The sequence below is a fragment of the Paracoccus sp. (in: a-proteobacteria) genome, assembly GCF_030538755.1.
Classification (GTDB): domain Bacteria; phylum Pseudomonadota; class Alphaproteobacteria; order Rhodobacterales; family Rhodobacteraceae; genus Paracoccus.
In genome coordinates, this window is the sequence record NZ_JAUNTJ010000016.1 from 1 (window position 1) to 14,559 (window position 14,559).

General features: G+C 66.7%; 14 protein-coding genes. 6 read left to right on the top strand and 8 right to left on the bottom strand.

Annotation, left to right across the window (positions count from 1 at the left end):
- Positions 1 to 163 precede the first annotated feature (163 nt).
- The 4 genes from yidC to argB all read left to right on the top strand — a co-directional run bounded on the left by yidC (position 164) and on the right by argB (position 4,423).
- Positions 164 to 2,038, top strand: coding sequence for a membrane protein insertase YidC (yidC, locus tag Q4G14_RS10580; RefSeq protein WP_303361713.1), 1,875 nt, complete (start codon positions 164 to 166; stop codon positions 2,036 to 2,038).
- A 7-nt stretch (positions 2,039 to 2,045) separates the two neighbouring features.
- Positions 2,046 to 2,801, top strand: a complete 756-nt coding sequence (locus Q4G14_RS10585) for an MOSC domain-containing protein (RefSeq protein WP_303361714.1) — start codon at positions 2,046 to 2,048, stop codon at positions 2,799 to 2,801.
- Complete coding sequence (gene yihA, locus Q4G14_RS10590) at positions 2,798 to 3,448, top strand: ribosome biogenesis GTP-binding protein YihA/YsxC (RefSeq protein WP_303361715.1); 651 nt, start codon at positions 2,798 to 2,800, stop codon at positions 3,446 to 3,448. Before Q4G14_RS10585 ends, yihA begins: the two co-directional genes overlap by 4 nt.
- 75 nt (positions 3,449 to 3,523) lie before the next feature.
- Positions 3,524 to 4,423: an acetylglutamate kinase gene (argB, locus tag Q4G14_RS10595; protein ID WP_303361784.1), complete on the top strand. Its 900-nt coding sequence runs from the start codon at positions 3,524 to 3,526 to the stop codon at positions 4,421 to 4,423.
- Between the two features lie 73 nt (positions 4,424 to 4,496).
- Here the strand turns inward: argB and Q4G14_RS10600 are convergent, their stop codons facing one another.
- The 6 genes from Q4G14_RS10600 to Q4G14_RS10625 all read right to left on the bottom strand — a co-directional run bounded on the left by Q4G14_RS10600 (position 4,497) and on the right by Q4G14_RS10625 (position 11,355).
- Entirely contained in the window at positions 4,497 to 5,240 is a 744-nt protein-coding gene (locus Q4G14_RS10600; protein WP_303361716.1) for a squalene/phytoene synthase family protein, read from the bottom strand.
- Positions 5,237 to 6,850 (bottom strand): citramalate synthase, encoded by a 1,614-nt coding sequence (gene cimA, locus Q4G14_RS10605; protein ID WP_303361717.1) that lies wholly within the window; start codon positions 6,848 to 6,850, stop codon positions 5,237 to 5,239. Before cimA ends, Q4G14_RS10600 begins: the two co-directional genes overlap by 4 nt.
- Positions 6,850 to 8,244 carry a cysteine--tRNA ligase gene (gene cysS / locus Q4G14_RS10610; RefSeq protein ID WP_303361718.1) on the bottom strand — a complete coding sequence of 465 codons (1,395 nt, stop codon included), beginning with the start codon at positions 8,242 to 8,244 and terminating at the stop codon, positions 6,850 to 6,852. Before cysS ends, cimA begins: the two co-directional genes overlap by 1 nt.
- Positions 8,245 to 8,406: 162 nt before the next feature.
- Positions 8,407 to 9,651, bottom strand: a complete 1,245-nt coding sequence (locus Q4G14_RS10615; protein WP_303361719.1) for a Zn-dependent hydrolase — start codon at positions 9,649 to 9,651, stop codon at positions 8,407 to 8,409.
- Between the two features lie 63 nt (positions 9,652 to 9,714).
- Positions 9,715 to 10,017, bottom strand: a complete 303-nt coding sequence (locus Q4G14_RS10620) for a cupin domain-containing protein (RefSeq protein ID WP_303361720.1) — start codon at positions 10,015 to 10,017, stop codon at positions 9,715 to 9,717.
- 12 nt (positions 10,018 to 10,029) lie between these two features.
- Positions 10,030 to 11,355, bottom strand: coding sequence for an aspartate aminotransferase family protein (locus Q4G14_RS10625; RefSeq protein WP_303361721.1), 1,326 nt, complete (start codon positions 11,353 to 11,355; stop codon positions 10,030 to 10,032).
- Between the two features lie 156 nt (positions 11,356 to 11,511).
- Between Q4G14_RS10625 and guaB the strand changes: the two genes are divergently transcribed.
- On the top strand, positions 11,512 to 12,960 hold the full coding sequence (guaB, locus tag Q4G14_RS10630) for an IMP dehydrogenase (protein ID WP_303361722.1): 1,449 nt from the start codon (positions 11,512 to 11,514) through the stop codon (positions 12,958 to 12,960).
- On the opposite strand, the gene Q4G14_RS10635 is transcribed toward guaB, so the two are convergent.
- Together Q4G14_RS10635 and Q4G14_RS10640 are read right to left on the bottom strand one after the other, a co-directional pair.
- Positions 12,945 to 13,316: a type II toxin-antitoxin system RelE/ParE family toxin gene (locus tag Q4G14_RS10635; RefSeq protein WP_303361723.1), complete on the bottom strand. Its 372-nt coding sequence runs from the start codon at positions 13,314 to 13,316 to the stop codon at positions 12,945 to 12,947. The genes guaB and Q4G14_RS10635 overlap by 16 nt on opposite strands.
- On the bottom strand, positions 13,300 to 13,575 hold the full coding sequence (locus tag Q4G14_RS10640) for a type II toxin-antitoxin system ParD family antitoxin (RefSeq protein WP_303361724.1): 276 nt from the start codon (positions 13,573 to 13,575) through the stop codon (positions 13,300 to 13,302). Before Q4G14_RS10640 ends, Q4G14_RS10635 begins: the two co-directional genes overlap by 17 nt.
- A 153-nt stretch (positions 13,576 to 13,728) precedes the next feature.
- Here Q4G14_RS10640 and Q4G14_RS10645 point away from each other — a divergent pair, with 153 nt between their 5' ends.
- On the top strand, positions 13,729 to 14,538 hold the full coding sequence (locus tag Q4G14_RS10645; protein WP_303361725.1) for a hypothetical protein: 810 nt from the start codon (positions 13,729 to 13,731) through the stop codon (positions 14,536 to 14,538).
- Positions 14,539 to 14,559: the final 21 nt, after the last annotated feature.

A 14,559-nucleotide genomic window follows, 5' to 3' on the forward strand; every position in this document is an offset into this window, starting at 1 on the left:
CCCTGCGTTGAGGCCGTGTCATCGCCGCCCGAAACGGGGCGCGCCGCCCGTCCGGCGCGCCTTTTTCGTGTCACGTTCCGGCGCGCGGCGGGCTTTCCGCTTGACCTTCGCCGGGCGCGACTGTTGAACGGCGCGCGAAACCGCATGATCGACCGGTGAGGGCATGGACGACAACAACAACCGCAATCTGATCCTGGCGACCGTGCTGTCGTTCCTTGTCGTGGTGGTCTGGTATACGCTGTTCGCGCCGCCCCCGCCCGCCGAGCAAGCGGCCGAACCCGCTGCGGTCGTGGCCACCGACGGCGTGCAGGTGCCGGCAGGCACGACCGCCGCCCCCGGCGCGACGGCGACCGGCGCTACACCCGGCACCGTTCCCGCCACCACCGGCAGCGCCGACCCCACCGCCACAGCCGCGCGCGTCGCGATCGAGACGCCGTCGCTGGAAGGCTCGATCTCGCTGGCGGGCGGGCGCGTCGATGATCTGGCGCTGAAAGGCTATCGCGAGACGCTGGACGCCAATTCGCCGCTGGTGCGGCTGCTGTCACCCACCGCCCCCGCATCGGTCGAGGGGATGCCCTCGGTTCCGGGGATGCTGGCGGTGGCGCCGACGAAACCCTATTATGCGATCTATGGCTGGGCCGTGCCGCAGGGCGGCGACCCCGCGCTGGTGCCGGGACCGCTGACCATCTGGCAGGTCGAATCGGGCGAGGTGCTCGCACCCGGCCAGCCGGTCACGCTGGTCTGGGACAACGGCGCGGGCCAGATCTTTCGTCGCGTGTTCTCGATCGACGACCGGTTCCTGTTCACCGTCACCCAGTCGATCCAGAACAATGCCGAGACCGCCTTTACCGCCCAGCCCTACGGCGTGATCGCGCGCCACGGCCGCCCCGACACCGAGGATTTCTTTATCCTGCACGAAGGCGCGGTCGGCATGACCGACGGCAAGCTGCTGGAGGAAAAATACCGCGCCATCTCGCGCCTCGACCCGGTCGCGGGCTATGGCAATGCGCAGGTGATGGATGTGCGCGAAAGCGGCTGGATCGGGTTTACCGACAAATACTGGATGACCACGCTGGCACCCGAGGCGGGCCAGCCCTTTACCTCGGTCGTGAAATACGTCCCCGGTGCCGACATCTACCAGACCGAGGCCATCCTGCCGCTGATGACCGTGCAACCGGGCGCCGAGGCTGCCTCGACCACGCGGCTGTTCGCGGGCGCAAAAGTCTGGGAGGACATCCGCAACTATGAGCGCAACGACGGTATCACGCGTTTCGTGGACAGCATCGACTGGGGCTGGCTGTTCTTTCTGACCAAGCCGATCTTTCGTCTGTTGCACTGGCTGCATGACCTGATCGGCAATATGGGCTGGGCGATCATCGCGCTGACCTTCGTGCTCAAGCTGCTGGTGTTCCCGCTGGCGCGCAAATCCTACATCTCGATGGCGAAAATGCGCGAATTGCAGCCCGAGATGGAGGCCATCAAGGCGCGTACCGGCGACGACCGGATGAAGTTCCAGCAAGAGGTCATGGCCCTTTACAAAAAGGAAAAGGTCAACCCGGCGGCGGGTTGTCTGCCGATCCTGCTGCAAATCCCGATCTTTTTCGCGCTTTACAAGGTGATCTTTGTCACCATCGAATTGCGTCATGCGCCATGGTTCGGCTGGATTCGCGACCTGTCGGCGCCGGATCCGTCCAGCCTGCTGAACCTGTTCGGTCTGCTGCCCTTTGCCGCACCCGCCCAGGGGACCATGCTGCACAGCCTGTCGCTGCCGATTCTGGCGATCCTGCTGGGCGTCAGCATGTGGCTGCAACAAAAGCTGAACCCCGCGCCCACCGATGCGACGCAAAAGATGATCTTTGCGTGGATGCCGTGGATATTCATGTTCATGCTGGGCGGTTTTGCATCGGGGCTGGTCCTTTACTGGATTACCAACAACGTCATCACCATCGGCCAGCAATACACGATCATGTCGATGCATGGCCACCGCCCGAACCTGTTCGGCAATGTCCGCGAAAGTTTCAGGCGGACCAAAAAGTGAGGGGCAGATGACCGCAACGCTGGCCGAAATCCATCGCTTTCCCGTCAAATCGGTGGGGGGCGAGCGGCTGGACAGGGTGACGTTGACCGCCGGGCAGATCCTGCCCGGCGATCGCGCGTTTGCGGTCCTGCACGCCGATGGCCTGCGGCATCTGGAGGCTGACGGCACGCTGGCGAAATGGCTGCCGAAATCGGCCTTTCTGCGCGGCGCCGCGGCGGCGGGGTTACAGGCCATTCGCGGCGGCTGGCAGGGTGATCGGCTGCGGCTGACCCATCCTGATCGCCCGCCGCTGGACATGGCGCGCGACGACGAGGCGGCGCTGCTGGCATGGCTGGACCCGCTCTGGCCCGATGGGCGCGCGCGCCCCGCCCGGCTGGTCAGCGCGCCCATGCCGCTGACGGATATTCGCACGCCCTGGGTCTCGATTCTGTCGCGCGCGTCGCTGGCCGCGCTGGAGGGCGCGCTGGGGCCGGGCATCGGCACCGACCGCTGGCGCGGTAATCTGTGGGTCGATGGCTGGGACGCATGGGCCGAACGTGACATGACGGGCCAATGTTTGCGTATCGGGCAGGCCGAACTGATCGTGCGCGAACGTATCACGCGCTGCGCTGCCACCAATGCCGATACCACGACCGGGCTGGCCGATTGCGACATGCCGCGCGAGTTGACGGCGCTGCAAGGCGACGCCGATTTCGGCATATATGCCGAGGTTCTGACCGGGGCGGACATCGCCTGCGGTGATTCGATCGAGGTTCTGACATGAAGGTGGCCTTTCCCGTAGCCCCCGCCCCCGAACCCGCCGAGGCCGAGCCCGGGCGGCTGCTGTTTTCCGGTCCCGTCGATTTCGTCAAGGGCGTGGTCGCGATGGATGGCCTGCCCGCCGCCGACCGCCCCGAGGTCTGTTTCGCAGGGCGCAGCAATGTCGGTAAATCCAGCCTTATCAATGCACTGACCGGGCGCAAGGGGCTGGCGCGGGCCTCGAACACGCCGGGCCGCACGCAGGAAATCAACTATTTTGCATTGGGCGATCACGGCTATCTGGTGGATTTGCCGGGCTATGGTTTCGCGCAGGCCCCCGTTGCGGTGGTGAAACGCTGGCAGACCCTGCTGCGTGCCTATCTGGCCGGGCGTCCGACCCTGCGCCGCGCGTTTTCGCTGATCGACGCGCGCCACGGCGTCAAGGATGTGGATCACGAGATCATGGCCCTGCTGGACCGCGCCGCCGTGCCCTTTCAGGTCGTTCTGACCAAGACCGACAAGATCGGCCCGCGCGTGTTGCAGGACACCATCGCCCAGGTCGAGGAGGCGTTGCAAAAGCACCCGGCGGCCTTTCCCGAACTGGTCGTCACTTCCTCCGAGAAGGGCGAGGGCATCGCCACCTTGCGCGCCATCATCGCGGGGCTGGAATAGCCCCCACTGGACCCTTGCCCCCGCAGGGCATAACCTGCCGCCAGCCACAGGGACCGCAGCATGAGACCACAGGACATGACCCGAGATTTCGCCTCTGCCGCCGCCACGCTGTCCGAGGCGCTGCCCTATATGCAGCGCTACTCCGGCGCGGTGGTCGTGGTCAAATTCGGCGGCAACGCGATGGGTGACGACGCCGAGATGGCGAAATTCGCCTCTGACATCGTGCTGATGAAGCAGGTGGGCATCCATCCCGTCGTCGTTCATGGCGGCGGCCCGATGATCAACGAGATGTTGTCGCGGCTGGGCATCGAAAGCCATTTCGTGCGCGGCAAGCGCGTGACCACCAAAGCCACCGTCGAGGTGGTCGAAATGGTGCTGTCGGGGCTGGTGAACAAGCGCATCGTGCAGGCGATCAACGATGCAGGCGGGCGCGCGGTCGGCATTTCCGGCAAGGATGACGACATGATGGTCTGCGAGGCCGACGACCCCGAACTGGGCTTTGTCGGTCGCCCGGTCGAGATGAACATCCAGATCATCCGCGACCTTTACAATGCCGGCATGATCCCGGTGATTGCCCCCGTCGCCACCGGCATGGCCGATAACGAGACCTTCAACGTCAATGGCGACACCGCGGCGGGTGCGATCGCGGGGGCGCTGCGTGCCGACCGGCTGCTGCTTTTGACCGATGTGGCGGGGGTCAAGGATGCCTCCGGTGCGGTGGTGACGCAGATCCATCCCGATCAACTGCGCGCGATGATCGCGGATGGCACTGTTGCGGGCGGCATGATCCCAAAGACCGAAACCGCACTGGACGCCATCGACGAGGGCGTGCGCGCCGTCGTCATCCTTGACGGGCGGGTGCCGAATGCGGTGCTGCTGGAGCTGTTCACCGAACAGGGCGCGGGCAGCATCATCCGCTCGACCGAGCCACGGGTGCGGCCCAAGGGGCTGCGGCAGGGCGGGTCAGAGTTGTAAGCATGGTGGACCCCCTCATCTGATTCGGGGTCCATCATGCGCATGATCCGCTAAGAAATCGTTAGCAGCGGCGCTAAATCCACCAGCGCCCGGTCAGTGCCAGTCGTGCCAGATCAAAACGGCGCGCAAAATCCGATGGTTGCGGCGGGTTGTTCAGGTTTTTTCCAGCCAGGGCCGATTGCGCGCCCGCGCCCGCAAACAGCGCCCCGGCCGCCACACGCGGCACCGAACGGCGCGCGGCGCGGGCCTCGGCAAAACCCGTGCGTCCGGCCTTGCGCAGCGCGCCCGCCATATCCGGCGCGTCGCGCAGCCACCCCCCGGCCTCCAGCGCGGGCCACGCGCGCAGGAATGCCGCCACACCCGCACCACGCCCCTGCTGGCCCGCGACCGCGCCCAGACCCGGCGCCAGCACGCCCGCCGCCGCCACCATCAGCGCGCCCGCCGTCGCATCCACCATCGCCAGCGCATCATCCGCACCCGCAAACGGCGCGCGGTCGCACCAGCGAAAATGCCCCTCGACCAGCCGCGCCAGCCCGCCCGCATCCGCGCCCCATTCGCGCGCCACGGCCTCCAGCACGGGATGTCCGGTCGCGCGTTGCCCCGCGCCCAGCCGGGCAAGCTGATCGGCCCACCATTGCAGCCGGATTTCCGCAAGACCCGGTTCTGAAACGGAAAACGGGATGCGCGCAAATTCGTGATGCAGCGCATAGAGCGTCCAGAGCCGCCCACGCGCCCCCGCAGGCGCCACCAGCGAGGCCCCGAAACGGTCGGGGTCGGCGCGGCGCAGTTCCGCGCCCAGATCGGCCAGCGTCGTCAAATCGGGGCCACCCCGTCGCGGATCAGCTTCCAGCGGATCGCATCGGTCAGGGCCTCGAAACTGGCATCGACGATATTGGGCGAGACGCCGACCGTGGACCAGTGATTGCCGCGCCCGTCGGCGCTGTCGATGATGACACGCGTGACGGCATCCGTGCCGCCTTGCGTGATGCGCACGCGGAAATCGGTCAGCCGCATATCGGCCACAACCTCTTGATAAGGCCCGAGATCTTTCGCCAGCGCCCGCCACAGCGCGTTGACTGGCCCCATATCGTCGCCCTCTGGCCCAAGGCTTTCGCTGACCGACAGCATCCGTTCGCCGCCGATGCGGACCACGGCCACGGCCTCGGACATGGTGACGCGCGCGCCGTCGCGGCGCTGGCGACGCTCGACCGTGACGCGGTAACGCTCGACCTCGAAATGCCGGGGCATAAGGCCCAGCTCCTCGCGGGCCAGCAACTCGAAACTGGCCTGCGCGCTGTCATAGGCATAGCCTTGATCCTCGCGCGCCTTGACCCGGTCAAGGATGCGCGCCAGCGCCGGATCGCCGGGCGCAACCTCGATGCCCGCATCCATCAGCCGCGCGCGCAGATTGGATTGGCCAGCCTGATTGGACATCGGGATGATGCGGGCATTGCCGACGGATTCGGGGGGAACATGCTCATATGTCAAGGGGTTGCGCAGGATGGCCGAGGCGTGCAGCCCCGCCTTGTGCGCGAAGGCCGAGGTGCCGACAAAGGGCGCGGCCCGCATCGGCGCGCGGTTCAGGATCTCGTCCAGACGCTGGGAAATCGGCGTCAGACGGCGCAGCGCCTGCGTGGTGACGCCCGTGGAAAACCGCGCATAGGCCGGTTTCAGCGCCAGCGTGGCGATGATCGTGGTCAGCGAGGCATTGCCGCAGCGTTCGCCCAAGCCCCCCAGCGTGCCCTGCACCTGCCGCACGCCCGCCTCGACGGCCGCCAGACTGCACGCCACGGCCATGCCCAGATCGTCGTGACAGTGAATCCCCAGAACCTCGCCCGGAATGCCCGCCGCGATGACGGTGGCGCAGATCGCAGCGACCTCGCCCGGCAACGTGCCGCCATTGGTGTCGCACAAGACGATCCAGCGTGCGCCTGCCTCATGCGCGGCAGCCACGCAGGACAGCGCATAATCCGCATCGTCCTTGTAGCCGTCAAAGAAATGCTCGGCATCGAACAGCGCCTCGCGCCGGGATGCCACGATATGCGCGACGGATGCGCGGATGTTGTCGATATTCTCGTCCAGCGTGATGCCCAACGCCTCGCGCACATGCAGGGGATGGGTCTTGCCGACCAGACAGACGGCGGGGGTGCCCGCATTCATCACGGCGGCCAGCACCTCGTCATTCGCGGCAGAGCGCCCGGCGCGTTTGGTCATGCCGAAGGCCGTCAGCGTGGCGCGGGTCGGCGGGGCCGCAGCAAAGAAATCGCTGTCGGTCGGATTCGCCCCCGGCCAGCCGCCTTCGATGTAATCGACGCCCAACTCGTCCAGCATCTGCGCGATTTCGACCTTTTCGGAGACCGAGAATTGCACGCCCTGCGTCTGCTGCCCGTCGCGCAGCGTGGTGTCGTAAAGGCAGATGCGCGCCATCACAGCGCCTCCAGCCGGGCCGGGTCCAGGCCGGGTCCGGGGACCAGATCGACCCCCCCGGCGGTCATGCGCACCTCGATGCCCGCATCGACCAAGGCGGCTTTCATCGCATCAACGGCGCTGAAATCCTTTGACGATCTTGCTTCGGCGCGCAGCGCCTCCAGCCGCGCCGCCAGTTCGGCCAGCCGTTCGGGCGTGGCTGCGCGGGTGCGGGCAAGCGCGTCCAGATCATGCGCCATCCAGCCGCCTGCCCCCTCCTCCAGCAGCCCCAGCAACCGCGCCGATGCCAGCAGCGCGGGCGGATCGGCCTTCAGCCGGTGCAGTTCCGCGATCGCGCCGGGGGTGTTCAGGTCGTTGGACAGCGCCGCAATCACCGCGGGGTCGGGCGCGGGGGCAGGGGTCACGCCCTTGGTCAACAGCCGCCATTCCCACAAGGTTTCCTCGGCCTGACGCGCCTTTTCGACGGTCCAGTCCATCGGCTTGCGATAATGCGTCATCAGCATGACGAACCGGATCACCTCGGCGGGCACACGCTGGTCCAGCAGATCGCGCACGGTAAAGAAATTGCCCAGCGATTTGGACATTTTCCGGCCCTCGACGATCAGCATCTCGTTGTGCAGCCAGTAATTCGCCATCGTCGCGCCACCATGCGCGCAGCGGCTTTGCGCGATTTCGTTCTCGTGATGCGGGAATTGCAGATCAATACCGCCGCCATGAATGTCGAAACTGTCGCCCAGCAATTCGGCCGACATGGCCGAGCATTCGATATGCCAGCCCGGCCGCCCACGACCCCAGGGGCTGTCCCAGCCGGGCGTGTCCGCGTCCGAGGGCTTCCACAGCACGAAATCCATCGGGTCGCGCTTGAAGGGCGCGACCTCGACCCGTGCGCCCGCGATCATGTCGTCCAGCGAGCGCCCGGATAACTGGCCATAATCAGAAAACTTGCGGACATCGAACAGCACATGCCCCTCGGCCTCATAGGCATAGCCGCTGGCGATCAGGGTCTCGATCATGGCGATCATCTGGGCGATATAGCCGGTCGCGCGCGGCTCGTGTGTGGGGCGCAGCGCACCCAGCGCGTCCATATCGTCGTGATACCAGCCGATCGTCTCGGCGGTGACGGTCTGGATGTCCTGCCCTATATCGCGCGCCCGCGCGTTGATCTTGTCGTCAACATCCGTGAAGTTCCGCACATAAACCACGGAATCATCGCCATAAACATGGCGCAGCAGGCGAAACAGCACATCGAACACCAGCACCGGGCGGGCATTGCCCAGATGCGCGCGGTCGTAAACCGTCGGGCCGCAGACATACATCCGCACACGCGCGGGGTCGATGGGGCGGAACACCTCCTTGCGGCGGGTTCGGGTATTGGTCAGGCGAATGTCGGACATGGACCTCTCCCCTCGGCGGGGTGGTCATCAAGGAACGCCCGCCGAATCGATGTCAGCGGATGATGCAGGAAACAAGGGCGGCTTGCGCGTTCATGCCACCCCGACTAGCAGCCGCCAAGCGCCCGGGCAAGCGGCTTTCTTTCTTGTGGAAATACGCAGCCCTCAATCCGTGACGACCCCGGCCGTTTCCAGAACCGCGTGCAGCAGCACATCCGCCCCCGAGGCCGCCCATTCCGGGCTGATGGCCTCGGCCTCGTTATGCGACAGCCCGCCTTCGCAGGGGCAGAACAGCATCGCCGTTGGGGCTATTATATTGATATTGCAGGCATCATGCCCCGCGCCCGACACGATGTCGCGATGGGACAGCCCCAGCCGGTCGGCACCCGCGCGCAGCCGGTCCAGCAGCACCGGGTCAAAGGCGGGGGGCTGAAACTGGCCCACCACCTCGGCCTTGAAATCCAGATCCAGTTCGGCGCAGATCGCGGGGCCGTCGCGCAGCAGCGCGTCCTGCATCGCGGCCAGCACCTCGGGGCGGTGGCTGCGCATGTCGGCGGTCAGCACCACGGCCTCGGGGATCACGTTGCGGCTGTTGGGGAACACCTCGATGTGACCGACGGTCGCCACGGCATCGGGCTGATGGGTCATGGCGATGGCGTGGATGGCCTCGATCAGTCGCGCGGCACCGCGCCCGGCATCCGCGCGCATCCCCATCGGCGTCGAGCCTGCATGAGACGCGCGCCCCGTGATCCGGCATTCGATCCAGCGCAGGCCCTGACCGTGGGTCACGATGCCGACGGGGATGCCCTCGGCCTCCAGAATCGGGCCTTGCTCGATATGGTATTCAAAGAAGGCATGGATCGGCTGCCCGCCGACGGCCGCGTCACCGCGCCAGCCGATGCGCGCCAACTCGTCACCAAAGCGCAACCCCTCCAGATCGGTGCGGGCATTGGCGTCTGCCTCCTCCAGCAGCCCCGCGAAAACGGCGGAACCCATCATGGCGGGCGCGAACCGCGCGCCTTCCTCATTGGTCCAGTTCACCAGCACGATGGGGTGACGGGTGCGCAGGCCGGCCTCGCGGATGGTGCGGATGACCTCCAGCCCCGCCAGCACCCCCAGCACGCCATCGAATTTGCCGCCGGTGGGCTGGGTGTCCAGATGGCTGCCCAGCATGACCGGGGCGGCATCCGCATCCGCCCCCTCCAGCCGCAGGAACATGTTGCCCATGCGGTCCAGCACCAGCGCCATGCCCTCGGCCTCGGCCCAGTCACGCAGCAGGGCGCGCGCCTGCCCGTCGGCATCGGTAGCGGTCTGGCGGTTGTTGCCGCCCGCCACGCCGGGGCCGATTTCGGCCATCTGCATCAGGCTGTCCCACAGCCGGGCGGGGTTGGTGCGCAGATTGCTGGTCATGGTGCCTCGCAGGACAAAAACGGGCGCGGTCGGAACCCGCGCCGGCAGGGAAGGGGCAGGGGGTTACGCGCCGGGCTTTGGTTTCAGTTCAACCTCGACAAAGGCCATCGGCGCATCGCCTGCGTTGATGACGTTGTGTTCGGTTCCTTCGGGGCGGGTATAGGACTGCCCGGCGGGGATCAGGCTGTCGCGCGTCTCGCCGCCCGGCAGTTCCAGCCGCAGATGACAGTCGGTCAGCGTGACGATGACGTAATCCATCGGGTGAACATGCCAGCCGGTTTCCGCGCCGGGGGCAAAGTCGAACCGGGTGACGCGGACCTGATCGTTGTCCATCAGGGGCGAGGCGGTGCAGGTTTCGCGTGTCATGTGCCGCCCGCCTTATGCCGTGGCCTTCAGCACATCGGCCAGCGTGCCGACAAGCTGGTCGATCTGGCCCTCGTCGATGATCAGCGGCGGCGACATGGCGATGATGTCGCCGGTGACGCGGATCATGATCCCGGCCTCGAAGGCGCGGACAAAGGCGTCAAAGGCGCGCTTGCCCGGCTGGCCCGCGAGGGGTTCCAGTTCGACCGCGCCGATCAGGCCCATATTGCGGATGTCCACCACATGCGGCAGGTCGCGCAGGCCGTGCAGCGCATCGGCCCAATGCCCCGACAAACGGTCGGCGCGGGCGAACAGATCCTCCTCGGCATAGGTGTCCAGCGTGGCGATACCGGCGGCGCAGGCGATGGGATTGCCGGAATAGGTATAGCCGTGGAACAACTCGATCATATGCTCCGGGCCTTGCATGAAGGCATCGTGGATGGCGCCGGTAGTCAGGACCGCGCCCATCGGGATGACGCCGTTCGTCAGCCCCTTGGCGCAGGTAATCATGTCGGGCACAACATCGAAATGCTGCGCCGCAAAACCGCTGCCCAGGCGGCCGAAACCGGTAATCACCTCGTCGAAAATCAACAGGATGCCGTGTTTCGCCGTGATCTCGCGCAGGCGTTGCAGATAGCCCTTTGGCGGCAGCAACACCCCGGTCGAGCCTGCCATCGGCTCGACGATCACCGCCGCCACGGTTTCGGGACCGTGCAGCGCGAGGATGCGCTCCAACTCGTCGGCCAGATGCGCGCCATGTTCGGGCTGGCCGCGCGTAAAGGCGTTTTCCGGCAGATGGGTATGCGGCAGGTGATCCGCGCCCGGCAGGCCGGGGCCAAAACTGCGGCGGTTGTTCACGATGCCGCCCACGGCCATACCGCCAAAGCCCACGCCGTGATAGCCGCGCTCGCGCCCGATCAGGCGGGTGCGGTGCCCCTCGCCGCGTGCGCGGTGATAGCCCAGCGCGATCTTTAGCGCGGTGTCCACCGCCTCGGACCCGGAATTGGCATAGAACACATGCTCGATCCCCTCGGGCGCGATGCCGATCAGGCGGTTTGCCAGCTCGAACGCAAGCGGATGCCCCATCTGAAAGGCGGGGGCGTAATCCAGCGTTTCGGCCTGATGCTGGATGGCCTCGGTGATGCGCGGGCGGCAGTGACCGGCGTTGCAGCACCACAGGCCCGCCGTGCCGTCGAGGATCTGGCGACCGTCGGCGGCGGTGTAGTGCATGTCCTTGGCGGCGACCAGCATCCGCGGCGCGGCCTTGAACTGGCGGTTGGCGGTGAACGGCATCCAGAAGGCGCGCAGATCGTTCGGCGCGGGCTTGTGATCGAGGGCCATGAGGGGGACTCCATATCCGGGCTGGGGGTCAGGCTAGCGTGCCGGATGGCGCCGTCAAGCGGGGTCGCGGGCGGGCAAGGTCCGGCGGGGCTGGACTTTGCCCGCGAAAGCTGCAAGGGCGAAGCGCCAAGTGATCCCATGCAAGGAATGTCTCCCATGCAGATTCGCGAGGCCCTGACCTTCGATGATGTTCTTCTGGTTCCGGCGGCCTCGACGGTGCTGCCATCGACGGCGGATGTGACCACGCGCGTGACCCGCGCCATCGCCATGAACATTCCGCTGTTGTCATCCGCAATGGATACGGTGACGGAAAGCCGCATGGCGATTGCGATGGCGCAGGCGGGCGGTATGGGCGTGATCCACCGCAACTTGACCATCGAACAGCAGGCCGACGAGGTGCGCCGCGTCAAGCGTTTCGAATCCGGCATCGTCTATAAGCCCATCACCCTGCGCCCCGATCAGACGCTGGCCGACGCCAAGGCGTTGCAGGACCGCTATAACGTCACCGGCTTTCCTGTGGTGGACGAGGGCGGGCGCGTGGTGGGGATCGTGACCAACCGCGACATGCGTTTCGCCAGCGACGACCGCACCCCGGTTTCCGCGATGATGACGGCCGACAATCTGGCGGTGCTGCGCGAGCCTGCGGACCGCGACGCGGCCATCAGCCTGATGAAGGCGCGCCGGATCGAAAAGCTGCTGGTGACGGATGCGGCGGGCAAGCTGACGGGCCTGCTGACGCTGAAGGACACCGAGAAATCGGTTCTGAACCCCTTGGCCTGCAAGGACGAGCTGGGGCGGCTGCGGGTGGCTGCGGCCTCGACCGTGGGCGACGAGGGTTTTGCGCGCAGCGAGGCGCTGATCGAGGCGGGCGTCGATATGGTGGTGATCGACACCGCACATGGCCATTCCGAAGGCGTCGCCCGCGCGGTGGAACGCGTCAAGGCGCTGTCCAATACCGTGCAGGTGGTGGCGGGCAATGTGGCGACCGCCGAGGGCACGCGCGCGCTGATCGGCGCGGGTGCCGATGCGGTCAAGGTGGGCATCGGGCCGGGGTCGATCTGCACGACGCGGATCGTGGCGGGCGTGGGCGTGCCGCAACTGACCGCGATCATGGATGCGGCGGGCGTTGCGGGCGACATCCCGGTCATCGCCGATGGCGGCATCAAGTATTCGGGCGATTTCGCCAAGGCGATCGCGGCGGGGGCCTCCTGCGCGATGGTCGGCAGCGCGATCGCCGGCACCGACGAATCCCCGGGCGAGGTGATCCTGTATCAGGGCCGGTCGTTCAAATCCTATCGCGGCATGGGGTCGTTGGGCGCGATGGCGCGTGGCTCGGCCGACCGCTATTTCCAAAAAGACGCGGCCTCTGACAAGCTGGTGCCCGAGGGGATCGAGGGGCAGGTGCCCTACAAGGGCGCGGCCTCGGCGGTGATCCACCAGTTGGTCGGGGGGCTGCGCGCGGCAATGGGATATACCGGGCACGCCACGGTCGATTCGATGCGCGGCGGCTGCGAATTCGTGCGCATCACCGGCGCGGGGCTGAAGGAAAGCCACGTCCACGACGTGCAGATCACGCGCGAAAGCCCGAATTACCGGCTGGGGTGAGGGGCCGGGGCGTCCGACAACTGGCGGATCAGCATGCGTCGCTGATGGTCCTGGCTGCCATAGAACACGGCAAGGACGCGCAGGGTTCGCGCGTCCTTGTCAGCCTCGAAATAGATGATGGCCCGCTGTTTGGTGACACGGCGCAAACCGGGCAGGATTTCGGGCATCAAGGTGCCTTGCTCGGGCGCGATACCAAGGGCGAAGATTGCGTCCTCGATGGCGCGGATGCGCCTTGCGGCCTGCTCAAAGGCACGATCCGGCGCCTCGCCAAAGCCTGTTGCGGCCTGAAACAGAAAGTCAAAGATCAGCGCCAGATCAGCATCCGCTGCGGCAGAGCTCTCAACCCTCCAGACCAAGGGCTGCCCTCTTTTTGTCCAGCATCGCCCCGGTCCGCGCGCGCGCCTCAGCCTCGGTGAGAAAGGCGCCCGCCCGGCGCTCGGTCAGCAGGGTGCGCAGGGCATCGGTCTCGACCGCGCGCGCCTCGGTCTCCTCGCGCAGCATTTCAAGGCCGCGCTGCACCACCGCGCTGAGGCTGGGATATTGCCCATCTGCGACCAGCCCACGTGCAAAGGCGTCCTGCCGGTCCGTGAGCGAGATCGAGGCTTTGACGGTCATGGTCTATCCGTGCGGTGCTACCCAGTAGCAATTTGGCGCGATATTGCGATAATCGCAAGCCGGATCACGCGCGAAAGCCCGAATTGCCGGCCGGGGTGAACGCTTTTTTTACCGCTGCCGGGTTATGAGGGACCATCTGAGAGGGTGGTCCCGATGGTCCGGTTCTGGCGGTTCTGGCTGATCTGGCTGGCGATGGCGGCGCCCCTGCGCGCGGCCAGCCCGGCTGAGATATGCGAATATGTCGCGCTTCAGGTCGCGGCCGAGACCGGCGTGCCTGCCGATATTCTGGGCGCGCTGACCCTGACCGAGACCGGGCGGCGCCACGACGGGCGTCTGCGCCCCTGGGCCTGGGCGGTGAATGCCGAAGGCGCTGGAACATGGTTCGACGACCCCGCACAGGCGCTGCATTTCGCGCAATCACGGGTGGCGGCGGGACGGCCCAATGTCGATATTGGCTGCTTTCAGATCAATTTCCGCTGGCACGGCCAGCATTTCGCCTCGCTGGAGGAGATGTTCGATCCGCTGCAAAATGGCCGCTATGCCGCGCATTTCCTGACCCGGTTGCACGCCGAGACGGGCGACTGGCGCGCCGCCGCCGGGGCTTTTCACTCGCGCCGGCCCGAGGATGCGCGCCGCTATCTGGCACGCTTTGACCAGTTGCACGCCATGCTGCAACAGCGCGGCTTTCAGGGAATGCAGGGCGCAGCGGGCAGCTATAACGATTTCGCCGTGGCGACGGCTGCGTCACCGCCCGCGATCCCCGGCGTGATTGGCCCGCGGCGCGAACGTGTGATGCTGTTGGGTGCGCCTTTGGGCACGGCGGCAGCCGGTGGCGGGCCGGGCGGTGCGGCCTCGCTGGCGGTGATGGGCGGCGCGCGTGATCCGCTGACGGGCGGCGCGCGCGGTGCGCTGGTGGCGCTGGGACCGGACCCGGCCGGGCAGGGGGCCTCGCTGTGGCGATAGACGCGTGGCAACCGGAAGGGG

Excerpts from the sequence above, each read along its gene's own strand:
- yidC (WP_303361713.1), top strand. The coding sequence starts at position 164 with ATGGACGACAACAACAACCGCAATCTGATCCTGGCGACCGTGCTGTCG.
- Q4G14_RS10585 (WP_303361714.1), top strand. The coding sequence starts at position 2,046 with ATGACCGCAACGCTGGCCGAAATCCATCGCTTTCCCGTCAAATCGGTG.
- yihA (WP_303361715.1), top strand. The coding sequence starts at position 2,798 with ATGAAGGTGGCCTTTCCCGTAGCCCCCGCCCCCGAACCCGCCGAGGCC.
- argB (WP_303361784.1), top strand. The coding sequence starts at position 3,524 with ATGACCCGAGATTTCGCCTCTGCCGCCGCCACGCTGTCCGAGGCGCTG.
- cimA (WP_303361717.1), bottom strand. The coding sequence starts at position 6,850 with ATGGCGCGCATCTGCCTTTACGACACCACGCTGCGCGACGGGCAGCAG.
- cysS (WP_303361718.1), bottom strand. The coding sequence starts at position 8,244 with ATGTCCGACATTCGCCTGACCAATACCCGAACCCGCCGCAAGGAGGTG.
- Q4G14_RS10615 (WP_303361719.1), bottom strand. The coding sequence starts at position 9,651 with ATGACCAGCAATCTGCGCACCAACCCCGCCCGGCTGTGGGACAGCCTG.
- Q4G14_RS10620 (WP_303361720.1), bottom strand. The coding sequence starts at position 10,017 with ATGACACGCGAAACCTGCACCGCCTCGCCCCTGATGGACAACGATCAG.
- Q4G14_RS10625 (WP_303361721.1), bottom strand. The coding sequence starts at position 11,355 with ATGGCCCTCGATCACAAGCCCGCGCCGAACGATCTGCGCGCCTTCTGG.
- guaB (WP_303361722.1), top strand. The coding sequence starts at position 11,512 with ATGCAGATTCGCGAGGCCCTGACCTTCGATGATGTTCTTCTGGTTCCG.
- Q4G14_RS10640 (WP_303361724.1), bottom strand. The coding sequence starts at position 13,575 with ATGACCGTCAAAGCCTCGATCTCGCTCACGGACCGGCAGGACGCCTTT.
- Q4G14_RS10645 (WP_303361725.1), top strand. The coding sequence starts at position 13,729 with ATGGTCCGGTTCTGGCGGTTCTGGCTGATCTGGCTGGCGATGGCGGCG.